The organism is Nocardia sp. NPDC003482, from assembly GCF_053588115.1.
On the sequence record NZ_JBSFPI010000002.1, the window covers coordinates 86,625 to 102,027 of the forward strand.

General features: G+C 69.0%; 14 protein-coding genes and 1 pseudogene. 5 read left to right on the forward strand and 10 right to left on the reverse strand.

The window, feature by feature from the left end:
• The first annotated feature begins 89 nt into the window (after positions 1-89).
• On the forward strand, positions 90-605 hold the full coding sequence (locus ACWDSJ_RS03570; RefSeq protein WP_387358381.1) for an SRPBCC family protein: 516 nt from the start codon (positions 90-92) through the stop codon (positions 603-605).
• 11 nt (positions 606-616) lie between these two features.
• The gene (locus ACWDSJ_RS03575; protein WP_450029089.1) at positions 617-1,231 is read left to right on the forward strand and encodes a ribonuclease H family protein; all 615 of its coding nucleotides are present in this window, start codon (positions 617-619) and stop codon (positions 1,229-1,231) included.
• Here ACWDSJ_RS03575 and ACWDSJ_RS03580 read toward each other — a convergent pair.
• From ACWDSJ_RS03580 to ACWDSJ_RS03620, 9 genes are all read right to left on the reverse strand, one after another.
• On the reverse strand, positions 1,228-2,046 hold the full coding sequence (locus ACWDSJ_RS03580) for a hypothetical protein (protein WP_450029090.1): 819 nt from the start codon (positions 2,044-2,046) through the stop codon (positions 1,228-1,230). The two genes, ACWDSJ_RS03575 and ACWDSJ_RS03580, sit on opposite strands and share 4 nt — an antisense overlap.
• Positions 2,047-2,145: 99 nt before the next feature.
• Positions 2,146-3,315 (reverse strand): MlaD family protein, encoded by a 1,170-nt coding sequence (locus ACWDSJ_RS03585; protein ID WP_450029091.1) that lies wholly within the window; start codon positions 3,313-3,315, stop codon positions 2,146-2,148.
• The gene (locus ACWDSJ_RS03590; protein WP_450029092.1) at positions 3,312-4,433 is read right to left on the reverse strand and encodes an MCE family protein; all 1,122 of its coding nucleotides are present in this window, start codon (positions 4,431-4,433) and stop codon (positions 3,312-3,314) included. The genes ACWDSJ_RS03585 and ACWDSJ_RS03590 overlap by 4 nt, the downstream gene beginning before the upstream one ends.
• Positions 4,430-5,533 (reverse strand): MCE family protein, encoded by a 1,104-nt coding sequence (locus ACWDSJ_RS03595; RefSeq protein WP_387358391.1) that lies wholly within the window; start codon positions 5,531-5,533, stop codon positions 4,430-4,432. Before ACWDSJ_RS03595 ends, ACWDSJ_RS03590 begins: the two co-directional genes overlap by 4 nt.
• Positions 5,530-6,525 carry an MCE family protein gene (locus ACWDSJ_RS03600; protein WP_450029093.1) on the reverse strand — a complete coding sequence of 332 codons (996 nt, stop codon included), beginning with the start codon at positions 6,523-6,525 and terminating at the stop codon, positions 5,530-5,532. The genes ACWDSJ_RS03595 and ACWDSJ_RS03600 overlap by 4 nt, the downstream gene beginning before the upstream one ends.
• Positions 6,522-7,550 carry an MCE family protein gene (locus ACWDSJ_RS03605; RefSeq protein ID WP_387358395.1) on the reverse strand — a complete coding sequence of 343 codons (1,029 nt, stop codon included), beginning with the start codon at positions 7,548-7,550 and terminating at the stop codon, positions 6,522-6,524. Before ACWDSJ_RS03605 ends, ACWDSJ_RS03600 begins: the two co-directional genes overlap by 4 nt.
• Positions 7,550-9,034, reverse strand: a complete 1,485-nt coding sequence (locus tag ACWDSJ_RS03610; protein WP_450029094.1) for an MCE family protein — start codon at positions 9,032-9,034, stop codon at positions 7,550-7,552. Before ACWDSJ_RS03610 ends, ACWDSJ_RS03605 begins: the two co-directional genes overlap by 1 nt.
• A gap of 10 nt (positions 9,035-9,044) precedes the next feature.
• Entirely contained in the window at positions 9,045-9,908 is an 864-nt protein-coding gene (locus tag ACWDSJ_RS03615) for an ABC transporter permease (RefSeq protein ID WP_387358399.1), read from the reverse strand.
• Positions 9,909-9,912: 4 nt separating this feature from the next.
• Entirely contained in the window at positions 9,913-10,731 is an 819-nt protein-coding gene (locus ACWDSJ_RS03620; RefSeq protein ID WP_387358401.1) for an MlaE family ABC transporter permease, read from the reverse strand.
• 546 nt (positions 10,732-11,277) lie between these two features.
• Between ACWDSJ_RS03620 and ACWDSJ_RS03625 the strand changes: the two genes are divergently transcribed.
• Positions 11,278-11,946, forward strand: coding sequence for a S1 family peptidase (locus ACWDSJ_RS03625; RefSeq protein ID WP_387358403.1), 669 nt, complete (start codon positions 11,278-11,280; stop codon positions 11,944-11,946).
• Between the two features lie 58 nt (positions 11,947-12,004).
• Here the strand turns inward: ACWDSJ_RS03625 and ACWDSJ_RS03630 are convergent.
• Positions 12,005-13,534, reverse strand: a pseudogene (locus tag ACWDSJ_RS03630) (MFS transporter); the annotation flags it as partial.
• 59 nt (positions 13,535-13,593) lie between these two features.
• Here ACWDSJ_RS03630 and ACWDSJ_RS03635 point away from each other — a divergent pair.
• Positions 13,594-14,097: a DUF6764 family protein gene (locus ACWDSJ_RS03635; protein ID WP_450029095.1), complete on the forward strand. Its 504-nt coding sequence runs from the start codon at positions 13,594-13,596 to the stop codon at positions 14,095-14,097.
• Between the two features lie 72 nt (positions 14,098-14,169).
• Positions 14,170-15,372, forward strand: coding sequence for a serine hydrolase domain-containing protein (locus ACWDSJ_RS03640; RefSeq protein ID WP_450029096.1), 1,203 nt, complete (start codon positions 14,170-14,172; stop codon positions 15,370-15,372).
• Positions 15,373-15,403 lie beyond the last annotated feature (31 nt).

Below are 15,403 nucleotides of genomic sequence, written 5' to 3' on the forward strand. Positions count from 1 at the left end.
GGGCGCGCGAGTTTCTTCGGCGAGAATCGTCCAATAAAGAGGAGTCCTGTAGTACTTTTGTCGCAGCCGTGGAACAGGGAGCAAAGCCTATGGGCCACATCAGGTTCGCGAGCGACGTCGGGGCTCCGGTGGAGGTCGCGTTCACGTACACGGACAATCACCTGTTCGTGCCGGACTGGATGTTCGGCGTCAGCGCATTCGAACCGGTCGGCGACGCCGGACACGGGCCGGGTGCGGTGTACGCCGCGGGCATCCGGCTCGGGTTGTGGCGTTCCACGGCCGAGTGTGAGATCACCGAGTACCGCCGCAACGTGGTCATCGGGTACACGCTGCGCGGGCGCCGGCCGGGGAAGGTGGCGCCCGCGCGGTCCGATGCCCCCGCGGCGGTGCTCGGCACGCTCACCCTCCGGTTCGACCCGCTCGGCTACGGCCGTTCGGTGCTCACCTCCGAGGCCGACTACCGCCCGCCACGCGGTATGACCGCCCGGATGTGCGCCCGCTTGATCGACGCGGCCGTCACGGGGGCCGTGCGGCGGAGCGAGGCGCAATTGCGAAGAGAGATCGAGGAATTCCACGGGACCGATCTTGTCGGTCGGATTGCGTAGGGTAGGCCACCATGATCATCGTGAGTACCGACGGTTCCTGCCTGCGGAATCCCGGCGGCGCCATCGGCTGGGCGTGGGTCAACCACGAGGGCGGGTCCGGCAGCGGCGGGGCCGCCGCGGGCACCAACCAGGTCGCCGAGCTCCGCGCGGTGTTCGAGGCGATCGTCGCCCATCACGACACCGAACCGCTGCTCATCGAGAGCGATTCGCTCTACGCCATCAAATGCGCCTCCGAGTGGCTGTCGAGCTGGCGGCTCAACGGCTGGCGCACCGCGACCGGCGGCCCGGTCAAGAACGTGGAGCTGGTCCGGCACATCGACCACGCCATTGCGACCCGGCCGGGGCCGGTGCGGTTCCGGTGGGTGCGCGGGCACGTGGGCAACTACTTCAACGAGCAGGCCGACAAGCTGGCGGGCGAGGCGGCCCGCGCGGCCGCGCCCGATCCGGCGGCGCCGGCCACCGGGATCAGCGATCTGCCGCCGCTGCCCGAGGTAACGGTGGCCGTCGCGCCGCGACCGACGCCGCTGCCCGAGGTGACCGTGGCCGTCGCGCCGCGGCCGAAAAGGGTTGCGGCGGCGGCCGATTCGACCGCCGCCGCGGAGGCGGACGCGCTGACCCTGTTCTAGCGGCCCGGCGTGGCGGGCGCGGGGCTCGGGGCCGGGGCGGGTTGCTGCTGAGCGTCGCCGGGCGCGACGGGGGCGCCCGGGGCGGCCGCGCCGCCCGAGCCCTTGCTGACCGGCGAGTCGAACTTCGAGATCAGCCAGCGCCCGTCCTTCTTCTCCATGTGGGCGACGCCGGGCAGGGTGACCGTCTGCGGCTGCGGGGTGGCGGCGTTGCTCTGCTGCTGGGTGATCATCACGACGACATTGGCCTCGCTGTCGTTGCCCGACTCCCAGGCGCAGTGGATCTCGTCGACCGTCGAGCGCGCCTGCACGCTCTGCATCGCCTGCTTGAGGGCGTCGGTCGCGCTGCCGAAGAACTGCGCCCACTCGCCGGTGGACAGGTCGTTGACGCGCTTGAAGTAGTCGTCGAGGTTCTTCGAATCGTAGGCGCCCACGGCATTGCCGAAATCACACGCGGCCCGGGTCGCGGCGGCACGGGTGGCCAGCTCGTCCTTGCGGTCGTGGGCCTGCTTCCAGAAGACCACGATCGCGGTGACGGCGGCGACCAGCAGCACGCCCGCCACGAAGGCCGCGGTGATCGGGAGCCAGGAACGCTTGCCGTCGCCGGACTTCGACGCGGCGGCCGGTTCGGGCTTCGGCTCCGACGCGGCGGCCTCGGCCTGGGTGGGCGGGGCGGTCTCCAGCTTCACCGTGGGCTCCGCCGCCTCGGACTGCGCCGGAACCTTCGCGGTCCGCTCGGCATCGGACTCGGCGGCCGCCTTCGTGGTCGCCTCGGCATCGGTATTCGTCTTGTCCTTGGCAGCGTCGTCATCGGACATGAAGCGATCAGTCACCTTCCCGGCGCGCCACGAGGCACACCGTGTAGCCGGGTCGGCCCGGTCGGATCCGGGCCGCACGATTCTCTGCGCGAGTATGCCTCACCGCACCGGGGGCAGGGTCCGCTCGTTGGGATCGACACCGGTCGGCATCTGCGCGCCGTTGTTGGGGATATCCGGGCGCGGCGCGTTGGCCGAACCACGGATCTGCTGGTCCGGGGGCGGATTCACGCAGTAGTTCCAGCGCGGCATCGTGCCGTCCTGGACGACGTAGGGCGGGTTCTTCCGGGTCTGGTAGTCGCAGAACGGCCGGGGCCAGATGTCGACGATGGTGTGGAACTCGCCGTCGTGCGCGGGCTCGCCCGCCGCGGAACTGCCCACCACCAGCGCGGGGAACAGCGCCCGCAGCGCGGGGAGCCGCAACTGCGCGCCGCGCGTGATGGCGACGAAGTTGTTGGCCAGGCTGGTGATCGGATCGGCGGTCTTGTCCAGCACCTCGCCCAGCTGTCCCAGCTGTCCGGGAGCGCTGTCGAGCACCCGCTTCAATTCGTCGTTGGCGTTGTTGAACTGGTTCAGCAACGTGCCCGAATTGTGGGTCAGCGTGGCGAGATCCGGCTGCGCGTTGGAGGTCGTCGAGGCGATCGTGCGCAGATTGGCAAGCAGGTTCGTGGTCTGCGGCAGCAGATTGTCCAGACCCGCCGTGACCAGGCTCAGCGCGTCGATCATGCTGCGCAGCTGATCCGGTCCGCCGCTGAGGGCCGTATCCAGTTCGGTCAGAATGACATTGAACCGGTCCGGATCGATCTGGTCGAAGAACGCGGTCGAGTTGTCCAGCACCGACCAGACCGGGGTCGGCGTCTTCACCTTCTGCGGATCGAAGGTGACCACCGAACCGTTCGCCAGGAACGGGCCGGTGTCGGTCAGCGGCCGGAAGTCGATGTACTGCTCGCCCGCGCCGGAGAGCGCCTGCACCGCGACGGTGGTGTCGGTGGGGATCTTGTAGCGGCTGTCGATCTCGGCCTCGGCCGCGATCGCGCCGCCCCGGTCGACCAGCTTGATCGAGTTCACCTTGCCGACACGGTAACCGCGCAGGGTCACGTCGTTGCCGGGTTGCAGACCGCCGGAGCGATCCAGGTTCACCGTGACGGTGTAGGTCTGCCGGAGCGGATTGACCCGCATGACCGTGATCGTCAGGTAGGTCGCGCCGACGATCAGCGCGAGCACCAGGCCCACGTTCGACAGCAGCAGTTTGTGTCTGGTCAGCCAGCTCACCGGTGGCCCCCCGTCACTCGGCCGTACACGATCTGCAGCACCTGGATCAGGCTGCCCTGCAGATCCTGCACATCGCGCAGATCGAAGAACTTGCCGTTGGCCGGATCGGTCAGCAGCGCCGCGTCCAGGTTGGTGATGGTGACCAGCGCGGCCAGCGAGTTGCCCCGGAAGGTCGAGTCGATGCCGGGCCGGATCTCGTGGAAGGCGTCCAGCAGCGGGGCGAAGCTGTCGCGGGTGTGCGACAGCGCGTCCATCAGCGTGCGCACGCTGTCGAGCAGGTCACCCAGCTGCTTGCCCGTGGTGGCGGAGTAGTCGCCGAGGGCGTTGCTCGCGGTGGACACCTTGGTCAGCAGATCGCCGATCTGCTTGTTGTTCTCGGCGATGGTGCCGATCATGCCGGGCAGCGTGTCGGCCACCTGGCCGAGCTCGTTGTGCCGGGCCTCGATGGTGTTGGTCAGCGCGCTGAAACCCGCGAGCGTGGCGTCGATCCGGTCGCTGTTGGCGTGCAGCGAGGTGGTCACGCTGGTCATCTGGCGGATCAGATCCGCGAGCTGATCGGGCCGCCCGCCGACCACGGAGTTCAGCTCCGCGGTCAGCTTGCCCAGGGCCGCGACGCCGCCGCCGTTGAACAGCATGGAGATCGACAGCAGCAGTTCCTCGACGGTCGCGCCGGCGGAGGTCTGCTCGATGGCGATGGTGTCGCCGTTCTTCAGCAGCTGCCCGCCCGGCTGGGTCTTCGGCTTGGAGACCGCGACGAAGACGTCGCCCAGCGGCGTGGCCTGTCGCAGTTCGGCCGTGGTGCCCGCCGGCAGCTCGATGTCCTTGCGGATGGTCAGGTCGACGACGGCCTGGAAGTTCTTCGTCGAAATGTGGCTCACCACACCGACATCCGAGCCGCCGATCTTGACCTTGGCCTGATCGGGCAGGTTCAGCGCGTTGGCGAAGACCGCGTGCACCGTATAGGTGTCGCCGGAGACGCCGGGTTTGGGCAGCGGGAGCTTGTCCACGGTCAGACCGCAGCCCGACGCCGTGGTGAGCACCCCGAGCGAGGCGGCCAGCGCGATCAGCGCGCGCCGGGGCCGGAGCGTGAGTCGTGCTCGTCGTGTCGTTCGCGTCATTGCGTCAGTCCCAACAGTGCCGCCGTCAATCCCAGGTCGGGTCCGAAATCCTCGATCTTGCCGGTGCGGCAGCCGTCCGAGCGCATCTGGATCTTCTCGCAGAACACGCTGATGAGCTCACCGGACAGGCTGGTGCCGAGCAGCGCGTGCAGCCGGATGTGGTGGTTCTGGCGGTTCACCGACCGGTCCAGGTTCTGCAGCAGCAGCGGCGCCAGATCGGTCACCTCGGTGAGACCGGTGGCGTTGCGGCGCAGCTGATCGGTCACCGCGGTCAGGCCGGTCAGGCTGGACGACAGCTGCTGCTGGTACTGGCCGAAGCCGCCGCTGGTGTTGGCGAGGAAGCCGTTCAGCTGGTCGAGGGTGGCCTGCAGGCCGGGTGCCTGTTCGGCGAGCAGCCCGGTCAGCTGGGTGGTCCGATTGCTGAAATCGCGGACGGATTGGTCGTTCTCGGCCAGCATCGTGGTCAGCTCGTTGAGCTTGATGATGATCGTGGCCACCGCGTCCTTGTTGTCCACGCCGACCTTCAGCGCACCCGACAGCGCGTTGAGGGTGTCGCGGATCTTCTCGCCCTGGCCGTTGACCATGTCGTAAAGCAGGGTGCCCGACAGCGGGCCGACCTGGTTGCCGGGCGCGGGCTTCAGCGCGTCGGTGAACTGGTCGATGGTCTTGATCAGCGTGTCCAGTTCGACCGGCGTGCGGGTCTGCTCGACGGTCAGGTGGGCGTTGTCGGGCAGCGTCGGCCCGCCGGTGTAGCGCGGGGTGAGCTCGATGTGGCGATCGGTGACGATCGAGGGCGAGATCAGCGCCGCCACCACGTTCTTCGGCAGTTTCACATCGCCCTTGACCACCATGTGGACCTCGGCGTACTGCCCCTTGGGCACGATCTTCTCCACCTTGCCGACCTCGAGGCCGAGCACGGTGATCGGATTGCCCTCGAACATGCCCGCGATATTGCGGAAGTCGGCGGTGATGTGGGTACTGGAACCCACCGCGTCCTGCACCGACGCGGGCAGCACCGAACATCCGCCCGCGGCCAGCGCGACCGCGCCGACGACGAAGGACTTCGCGGCCGTCCGCAGCGCTTGCACGCTCACTCTCATCCCTGGCACCCCTCGAGAACTCGGGCGAAGCACAACCAGTTGTCGGGGAACAACCACGGCAGCGAGACCTCGCCGTACGGGCCGTTGCCGACCGCGTTGTTGAAGTACCGGATCGACACCGGCATGATCTGCAGCAACCGGTCCAGGTTGTCCTTGTTCTTCTGCAGACCCTCGGCGATGGTGTTGAGCTGTTCGATGGTCGGGCCGAACTGGTTCTGGTTCTCCGCGCCGATGGCCTGCAACTGCTTGGTCAGCGCGGCGACGTTGTCCAGCAACTGCCGCAGCAGGGCCTGACGTTCCATCACCCGGTTGGCGATGGCCTCGCCCTGGGTGATGACCAGCAGCACGCTGTTGCGGTTGTCGCCGAGGATCCTGGTGACCCGGTCGAGATCCTTGAGCAGCGAATCCACTTGCGCGCGACGCTGATTGATCGTGTTGGCGAGCGCCCCGACGCTGTCGAGGGCCTGCGCGGTCAGCTGCGGCGAGCCGTCGATCTGATCGCCGAGCACCTTGAACGACTCGGCGAGCTTCTGGGTGTCGAGCGCCTCGAACTTCGGCGTGCCGATCTGCACCACGTCGGCGAGATCGTAGGGAACCGCGGTGTTGCTCTTGGGGATTCGCTTGCCCTTCAGCCCCGATCCATCGCCCGGCTCCAGCGCCACGAAGCGGGCGCCGAGCAGGGTCGCCATCTTGATCGAGGCGCGGGCGTCGGGACCCAGCTTCACGTCGTTGTTGATCTGGAGGGTGACCAGCACGTGGTCGCCCTCGAGTTCGGCGCCGGAGACGGTGCCGACCGGCACGCCCGCGACGTCGACCTTGTCGCCCACGCGGACACCCGCGGACTGGACGAATTCGGCCTTGATGTCCTGGGTTCCGATGCCCAGCTTCTTGTAGGTGCTCGACGCGACCAGCAGCACGACGATCAGCAGGGCGCCGAGGATGCCGAGCCAGAAGTAGCGGTTGGCGGAGAAGCGTTCGCGCAGTGTCGTCATGGGCGGCACACCGCCGAATGCGACTGGCCGCCGATCTGGGTGAGGATGCCGCGCGGCAGCAGGATGCCGTAGAGCGAGACGTCCAGCGAGCAGGCGTAGGCGTTGGCGTAGGCGCCCTCGGAGGTGAACCGGCCGATGTTCGACAGCAGGTCCGGCAGGTCGATCGCGGCCTGGTCGAGTTTGGCGCCGTTCTCGAGCAGCAGCGTCAACGCGTCCCGGGTGGAGTTCTGGGCGTCGCGCAGCTTGGGCTGCACCTGGCCGACCATATCCACCAGAGACGTTGTCGCCGTGGCGATCGCGACCGTCGAGTTCTGCAGCGACTGGCCCTGGTCGTACAGGCCGCCGATCAGTGCCCGGGTCTGGGTCACCAGCGTCTCCAATTCGTCACCTCGTTTCGCCAGTCCCTGCATCACGGCCGAGAGGTTGGTGATCACGTCGGACAGGATCGCGTCGCGGCGCTGGAAGTCACCGGCGACCGCGGCCGCCTGGGTGATGAAGGCGCTCAACGAGACCCCGTCTCCCTGCAGGGCCTGGACGAAGGTGTTGGACAGGCTGTTCACCTGTTCCGGCTGCAACACCTCGAACAGCGGCTGGAAGCCGTTGAGCAGACCCGAGATGTCGAACGACGGCTCGGTGCGCTCCAGCGGGATCGCGCTCTTGTTCCGCAGCGGCATGGTGTCGCCCTGTTTGCCCGGGGCGAGTGCCACGTACCGCTGACCGATCAGGTTCTGATAGCGGATGAGCGCCTTGGTGTTTCCGTAGAGGGTCTGATCGTTCTGTACCTCGAAGGTCACCTTGGCGTGGTGGGCCTTGTCGAGTTCGATCTTGTCGACCTTGCCGACCCGCACGCCCGCCATGCGGACGTCGTCGCCCTCGCGCAGCCCGAGCACGTCGGTGAAGGTCGCGTTGTAGGTGTTGGTCGTGCCGGATACCGTGCGCGCCAACGTATTCCACACCACGACCGTCACCAGGATCGACACCAGCGCGAAGATGCCGAACCCGATCAGCGGTTTGCGAATGCTCATCAGGCGGCACCACCCTCGGTGACTTGCAAGGTTCCGCCCCTCAGGATCGAACTCAACAACAGGTACTCGGCGGTGGTGGGCGCGCGGCCCAGCAGCGCTGTCACGGCGGCGTCACCGGTGTAGGCGATCGGCTTCGCCGCGGTGCCCGCCGGCGCGGCGGCCGGGGTGGGCACGGGTTGCGGATTCGGCGCGGGCTGCCCCGGAACGGGCAGGCCCAGCATCGGGAACAGGCCCGCCAGCGGGGTGCCCGCGAGGGGGTTGCCCGGCTGCGCGGTGTTCTGCGCGGTCGGATCCGCGGGCGCGGTGTAGCCGGGGATGGCGGGCAGGCCCGGCATCGGCACCGCCGGGGGCAGCCCCTTGGCGGAGTCCAGCGCGCGCGGCTTGAGCGAATCCGGCAGCGGCGGCAGGGTCGCCTCGAGCGGTGCGGTGGCACAGCTCGGCGCGGCCAGCTCGCCGTAGCGCGGGCAGTCGGAGCGGTCGTAGGGCTTGAACGGGGTCAGCGTGATGCCGACATTCCACACCATCTGCCGCTGCGGACCCCAGTGGAAGACCGTGTTCAGCTGGCGCAGCGACTTGTTGAGGTTCGAGATGGCCTGCGGCAGCGCGTCCGGCTGGGAGGTCAGCGCGCCGAACATGTCGGCGGTGCCCACGGTGAGCTGCTTGCCCACATCGGGATTGCGGGCGAACAGCGCGTTGACCTTGTCGGTGGTCGCGGCGGTCCCGGTGAGCAGGTTCGCCAGTTCGGCGCGCTTGTCGGAGATCGTCCGCGCGGTCTGCACCGAATCGGCGAGCACCTGCATCAGATCGGGGGCGGACTGGTTGAGCGCGTGGAACGACGCGGAGAAGTCGTTCAGGGTCTGGTCCACGTTCGGGACCGCGGCGCGCACCTGGGTCAGGAAGGTGTCCAGCCGTTCCACGGTCGACCCCGGCACCCGGCCGCTGCCGTCGAGCGCGTAGGACAGCGTGCTCAGCACCCGGCCCAGCTGCACCGGATCGATCTTGTTCAGGATGGCCCGGACGTTGGTCAGGGTGTCCTGCAGGGCGATGGTGCCCTCGCTGCGGTCCTCGGGGATCTGCGAACCCGCGTGCAGGAACGCCGAATCCGGGCCGTTGTAGACCAGTTCGACGGAGGTGACGGCGAACAGGTTGCTCGGGACGACGCGCGCGGTGACATTGGCCGGGATGTCGGAGACGTACTCCGGCTTCATCTCGATGTGCACCTGCTGCTGTTCGCCGCGGGCCGCGACCGACACGTCCTTGACCGTGCCCACCAGCACGCCCCGGAACTTCACGTCCGCCTGGGCGGGCAGGCCGTCGCCGGTCGTCGCCATATTCGCGGTGACGTCGACCTTGGGATGCATGATGTAGCCCTTGTACCGCGCCATCAGCAGCGCGAGAACCAGCGCGAACACCACCAGACCGCACAGTCCCGCGATGAGCAGTTGCCGCATCGTCGGTCCGCGGCCACTCGGATCGATGATCATGTACCCGCCCCTACCCGGAGATCCTGATGCCGGGGTTGACGCCCCATACGGCCAACGTGACGAACAGGTCGGCGAAGACGACCGCGATGATGCACAGCTTGATCGCGCGACCGGCCGCCACGCCCACGCCCTCCGGGCCGCCGGAGGCGAAGAACCCGTAGTAGCACTGGATGAACGTCGTGATCGCCACGAACACGATCGCCTTCAGCAGCGACCACAGCACGTCGTGCGGGATCAGGAATTGATAGAAGTAGTGCTGGAAGGTGCCCGTCGCGGTGCCGCCGATCAGCTGCACGGTCAGCGAGCAGGTGATGTAGGCGAACGGCAGCGCCAGGCAGTACAGCGGCACGATCGCGATCATGGCCGCGACCATGCGGGTGCTGACCAGGTACGGCAGCGGCCGGATGGCCTGCGCCTCGAGCGCGTCGATCTCCTCGGAGATGCGCATCGCGCCCAGCTGCGCGGTGAACCGGCAGCCCGCCTGCGCGGCGAAGGCGACCGTGGCCAGCATGGGACCGAGTTCGCGGGTGGTCGCGAAGGCCGACACCGCGCCCGTGATCGGGCCCAGGCCCAGCAGATTCAGCGAGTTGTAACCCTGGATGCCGACGGTCATACCGCCGAACGCGCTGAGGATCAGCACGATGCCGATGGTCCCGCCGCCGACGATCAGGTTGCCGTTGCCCCAGGTCACATCCGAGAGCAGGCGCCAGACCTCCTTCGGATAGTGCTTGAACGCCAACGGGATCGAGCCGATCGACCGCAGGAAGAAGAACACCTGATGGCCGATGCGCGCGAGCCAGTCGCGCGGGGCGCTCGCGGACGCGCGGATCCGCTGCAGAGGCCGCAGTAGCGGCGGAACATAGGTTGACGACACCGGCTCAGACCACCTGGGGAGGGAACAGGGTGTTGTAGATCTGCGTGAGGATCACATTCACACCGAACAACATCACGGCGGACAACACCACGGCGGTGTTGACCGAGTTCGCGACGCCGCCTGGGCCGCCGCGGGTGTTCAGTCCGGAATCGCAGGCGATGATGGCCGCCAGCAGACCGAAGATGAGCGACTTGATGAGCGCCACGAGGAGATCGGTGGTAACCGCGAACGAGGAGAACGTACCCACGTAGGAGCCGGGGGTACCGTTCTGGGCGAAGACGTTGAAGACATAGCCGGTGAGGAAGCCGACGAAGATGACGAAGCCGCACAGCAGCACCGAGACCAGCATGGCCGCGCCCAGGCGTGGGGTCACCAGCCGGCGCAGCGGGTCGACGCCCATCACCTTCATGGCGTCGATCTCCTCGCGGATGGTGCGCGAGCCGAGATCGGCGCAGATGGCCGAGCCGACCGCGCCCGCGATCATCAGCGAGGTGACCAGCGGCGCGCCCTGCTGGATGATGCCCAGGCCGTTGGCCGCGCCGATGAACGAGGTCGCGCCGACCTGTCCGGCGACCGAACCGACCTGGATGGAGACGATCACGCCGATCGGGATCGCGACCAGCAGCGTCGGCGCGGCGGCGACGTTGGCCATGAAGCCGCACTGCCGCACGAACTCGTTGAACGGGAAGCGGCCGCGGAAGATCGAGACGAACAGCTCCGCGATCGCGGCGATCCCCATGACGATCTGACGGCCGAAGGTCTCCAGGGACCGCTTGGGATGGTCCTGCCAGTACGACCTCGTCCAGTCGACCGCTCCGCTCATTCGGGACCGTGTGGGTGGACTGTTCGTGAACTGCACTGACTAACCCCTCTCGACGCCGGTTACCCGCCCCGACGACTGTTTGCTTGACGCACCTTACTACGGAGTTAGGAAAAACACACCATAAAGTGTGCTTGCGGTCATAGACCCAGATCACGTTCTGTCAACAGCTGTGATGCGGAACATCTCGTTGGGAGATACCACAAGGTCACGGGCGAAATTCTAGAACCCGTTCTACTCGAATGAACAAATGTCCGAGTGTCCGAGCGGATCGGGAAGAATTTCTCGGATGTGGTTTATCGAAATTGGTTCGGGGGAAACAAGGCCCCCCGAGCGTATCCAGACGATGGCCCATTCGGGCGCGCTCCGCGGATGCGACGCGCCGGTGAGGCGGTCGAATCGGACGCGCCGATCGCCCCGTAACGGGTCGGTCCCGGGCATCGATGCAGCAAACATTGCGCAGGTCGAAAGCGCGGGAGCGCTCGAATCCTGACAGGATGTAGTAACTACGTGGCTTGATATCGTGCGACTTCCGACATCTGGAGGGACATGTTCACACAACTCGCCAGGGCGGCCCGGGCCGCCTTCGCCGTCGCCCTCGGCGCGGCGCTGCTGGGGACGGGCGCGGGAGTCGCGCACGCCGATCCCGGGCCGGTGATCGGCGGTGGTTCGGGCATCATCGTCAACAACGAATACGAATGCACCGTCACCACGGTGGGCCGCGACGGCGCGGGCCGGCTGGTCGGGCTGACCGCCGGGCACTGCGGCGAGGCCGGTGCGGCGGTGGTCGCCGAGCAGGATCGCGGCGCCGGGGTGATCGGGCACTTCGCCTACTCCAACCACGACCTCGACTACGCGGTCATCCAGTTCGACGAGGGCCGCATCGTCCCGGTCAACCGGATCGGCAATGTCACGATCACCGGTCTGGGCGCGCCCGCGGCCTTCCCGATGATCGTCTGCAAGGAGGGCCGGACCACCGGCAACACCTGCGGTATCGCCTGGGGCGATGTGTTCCAGACCGACGAGACCTGGACCCAGATGTGCGTCGTCGAGGGCGACTCCGGCGCGCCGGTCGTGGTCGGCAGCACGCTGGTCGGCATGGTCAACGCGTATCTGGCGGTGGCCTGCTTCGGACCCGAGGTCGGCACCAACATGTCGGCCATCACCGGCGATATGAACGCGCGCGGCGACGTGGGGGCGGGCTTCCGGCCCATCTGAGCCCGAAGTGCCACGGCGGGGCGGTGATCCGGGTTCGGATCGCCGCCCCGTTCCGTGTTCAGGAGTGGTCGGGCTGCACGGCCGGACCGGTCACACCGCAGTGCGGCAGGCAGTCGACCTGTTCCAGGCGGGGCGTGCGCGATTCGCGCGGCGTGCCGAGCAGCACGGCCGCGAGCACAGCGCCGATCAGCAGCAGCGCCGCGCAGATCAGCATGGCCACGGTGAAGCCGTGGTCGATGGCCGCGGCGTCCTGGATCGAACCCGAGATCCCGGCCAGGCCCGGCAGCGCGGCGACGGCCAGCAGCTGGGCCGTGCGGGCCACGGCGTTGTTCACCCCGGAGGCGATGCCGGACTCGCCGGGCGGCACCGCGCCGAGCACCGCGCCCGTCAGCGGGGCGACCAGCGCGGACAGTCCCAGACCGAAGACGAGCACGCCGGGCAGCACATCCAGCAGATAGCCCCGCACCCCCGACGAGCCGGGCCCGATCCGCAACAACAACAGCGTCGCGCCCGCGGCCAGCACCGGGCCGGCGGTCATCGGCAGCCGGGCCCCGTGCCGCTGCGCCCAGCGCCCGGCCGGGGCCGAGACCACCAACATGATCAGCGTGATCGGCAGCGTCGCCACCCCGGCGGCCAGCGGCGAGAACCCCGCCACCTGCTGCAATTGCAGGGCCAGCAGGAAGAACACGCCGCCGAGCGCCGCGTACACCGCGAAGGTCACCAGATTGGCGGCGGTGAACACCCGCGGCCGCGCCCGCCCTGGATCGAGCGGCACCTTGCCGCGCCCGGTGAACAGCGCGGGCGGCACCAGCGGATGATCGCTGCGCACCTCGATCACCACGAAGGCGGCCAGCAGGACCAGCCCGGCCACCGCGGGCAGCGCCATCGCCTCGATCAGCCCGAAGGTCAGCGCGCCCAGCCCGAGCGCGACCACCACCGCGCCCGGCACGTCCAGGCGGTCGGGCGCGTGCGGATCGCGGCTCTCGGGCACGTGCCGCACGGCCACCGCCACCACCACGGCCGCCAGCGGCAGATTGATGAGGAAGATCGAGCGCCAGGTGGCGACCTCGATCAGCCAGCCGCCCAGGAACGGCCCGAGCGCGCCGGCGATCCCGCCGAATCCCGACCACAACCCGATGGCCGCGCCCTGATCGCGGTCGTCGATGGAGGCCGAGATGAGCGCGAGGCTGCCCGGGGTCAGCAGCGCGCCCGCCACACCCTGCACGATCCGCGCCGCGACCAGCATCTCGATATTCACCGCCGCCCCGCACAACACCGAGGCGAGCGCGAAACCGATTGTGCCCCAGACGAATACGCGCCGCCGCCCGAGCCGGTCGCCGAGCGAACCGCCGAGCAGGATGAACGAGGCCAGGGTGAGGGTGTACCCGGACAACGTCCATTGCAGCCCGGACACCCCGGTATGCAGCGATTCGCCGATCCGCGGCAGCGCGATATTGACGACCGTGGCGTCCAGCGCGGCCACCGACGAGCCGAGAACGGTGGCCAGCACGATCCACCGCCCGGTGGTCGAGTGCAGGCGCGGCAGTTCCGTCGTACTCACACCCGCCACGCTACGGCGTCGGATCCGACGATCGGGCGTTTCACATGGGTATGGTGAGGCAGGCCCGCCGGAAGGAGTGGATCACGATGATGATCAGGGCGATTCTCTGCTCGGCCGCCGCGGTGGGCACCTGTCTGACGATCGCCGGGACCGCGTCGGCGACCGGTCTGCGCTGTGATCCTGGGGGCGGCCCCGATCCGTCCATCGGCACCGCCTGCCGGAGCGGGGGTCCCGACGACGGCCACGCCCGCGCGGTGAGCATGGACGGGGTGGGCCGGGCCGGAACCGGCGCGGGCGCGCTGGCCCTGGCGCTCGGCGCGATCGGCGGGGCGGGGGCCAGCGAGGCGGCCGCCGGGCTGCCCGTGGCGATCGGCGTGGGTCCCGACGCGCTGGCCTACACCGCGCTCGACGAGTCCGGGCGGGTGGGCGTGAGCATCGCGCTGGAAGGGTCGCGCGCACAGGTGATCTCGGCCGACCGGACCGCGGTGTGCCTGGGCGCGGCGGCCTTCGCGTGGGATTCGCGCAGCGGCGCCTCGTGTCTGGCGACGCCGATGGGCCTCTGGCGCGGCGCGGCGACCGCGTTACCCTGAGCCTCGCCCCGACGTGTGCGACCGGATCGGCCAGGGTCCACTCGGGGCAGGTGGACCCGAGGAGGTGGGAACATGGTTGCGGCCGAGTCGTTCTCCGTACCGGACGACGACGCGCAGATGGTCATCGACCCGCGTTTCGTCTCGCTGGCGCATCGCTTCTTCCGCATGTTCGCCCGGCCCGCGCGCGGTGGCGGGGCGCTGGCCGTCTATCTGCACGGCCGCCCGGTGGTCGACATCTGGGCGGGCTGGGCGGCGCCCGATCGGCGCTGGCGGGCCGACACCGTCGCGCTGAGCTTCTCCACCGGTAAGGGCGTGGCGGCGACCGTGCTGCACCGGATCGCCGAGCGGGGGCTGATCGACTACGACGCGCCGGTGGCGACCTACTGGCCGGAGTTCGCGGCGCGCGGCAAGGGCGCGATCACCGTTCGCGACGTGCTGGCGCACCGGGCCGGACTGCACCGGGTCCGCGGGCTCGCCGCCACCCCGGACGGCATCCTCGACTACGACGCCATGGTCCGCGCGCTGGCCGACGCCGAACCGGATCCGCGGCGGCTGCGGTCGTCGGGATATCACGCGGTCACCTTCGGCTGGCTGGTCGCCGAGATCGTGCAGCGGGTGACCGGCGAGGGCTTCACCGAGGTGCTGCGCCGCGAGGTCGCCGAACCGCTCGGCGTCGAGGAACTGTGGTTCCGGGTGCCGCCGGAGCAGCGGCATCGGATCGCCCGCAGCTTCCCGAAACTGCATGTGCCGGTGCTGCGCTGGGACACCGCCTCCGCCGTGCTCGCGCGCAGCCGCCGCCTGGGCGGGATCGCCGAGGCCGGGATGCCGCTGGGTTTCGATGTGCTGGTGAACGATCCGCGCGTCTACGACGCGGTGATGCCCGGCTTCAACGGCGTGTTCGCCGCGCGGGCGCTGGCCCGGATGTACGGCGCGCTGGCCAACGGGGGCCGCGTCGACGACGTGCAACTGCTGCGGCCGGAGACGATCGAGAAGATCAGCCGGGTGCAGAGCCGCGGCCGGGACTACGTGCTGGGCTTCCCGCTGGGTTTCACCCTCGGCTACCACCGCCCGCCGATCGCCTCCCGCCGCCCGATCCGGCACGGCTTCGGGCACTACGGCGTGGGCGGCTCGGGCGCGTACGCGGATCCCGACCTGGGCATGTCGGTGGCCTTCGTGACCAACCGGCTGGGCAACTCGCTGAACACGATCGGCGACGGCCGCCTGGCCCGGCTGGGCGCGCAGGCGCGGGCGGCGGTGTCCCGGATCCCGGAATAGGGGGTCGAACCCACCGGTCGGCTGTCTCGTA

Bases quoted from the DNA above. Each gene is read 5' to 3' on its own strand.
- ACWDSJ_RS03610 (WP_450029094.1), bottom strand. From the start codon at position 9,034: ATGATCATCGATCCGAGTGGCCGCGGACCGACGATGCGGCAACTGCTC.
- ACWDSJ_RS03575 (WP_450029089.1), top strand. From the start codon at position 617: ATGATCATCGTGAGTACCGACGGTTCCTGCCTGCGGAATCCCGGCGGC.
- ACWDSJ_RS03600 (WP_450029093.1), bottom strand. From the start codon at position 6,525: ATGACGACACTGCGCGAACGCTTCTCCGCCAACCGCTACTTCTGGCTC.
- ACWDSJ_RS03605 (WP_387358395.1), bottom strand. From the start codon at position 7,550: ATGAGCATTCGCAAACCGCTGATCGGGTTCGGCATCTTCGCGCTGGTG.
- ACWDSJ_RS03580 (WP_450029090.1), bottom strand. From the start codon at position 2,046: ATGTCCGATGACGACGCTGCCAAGGACAAGACGAATACCGATGCCGAG.
- ACWDSJ_RS03570 (WP_387358381.1), top strand. From the start codon at position 90: ATGGGCCACATCAGGTTCGCGAGCGACGTCGGGGCTCCGGTGGAGGTC.
- ACWDSJ_RS03620 (WP_387358401.1), bottom strand. From the start codon at position 10,731: ATGAGCGGAGCGGTCGACTGGACGAGGTCGTACTGGCAGGACCATCCC.
- ACWDSJ_RS03640 (WP_450029096.1), top strand. From the start codon at position 14,170: ATGGTTGCGGCCGAGTCGTTCTCCGTACCGGACGACGACGCGCAGATG.
- ACWDSJ_RS03625 (WP_387358403.1), top strand. From the start codon at position 11,278: ATGTTCACACAACTCGCCAGGGCGGCCCGGGCCGCCTTCGCCGTCGCC.
- ACWDSJ_RS03635 (WP_450029095.1), top strand. From the start codon at position 13,594: ATGATGATCAGGGCGATTCTCTGCTCGGCCGCCGCGGTGGGCACCTGT.
- ACWDSJ_RS03595 (WP_387358391.1), bottom strand. From the start codon at position 5,533: ATGAGAGTGAGCGTGCAAGCGCTGCGGACGGCCGCGAAGTCCTTCGTC.
- ACWDSJ_RS03590 (WP_450029092.1), bottom strand. From the start codon at position 4,433: ATGACGCGAACGACACGACGAGCACGACTCACGCTCCGGCCCCGGCGC.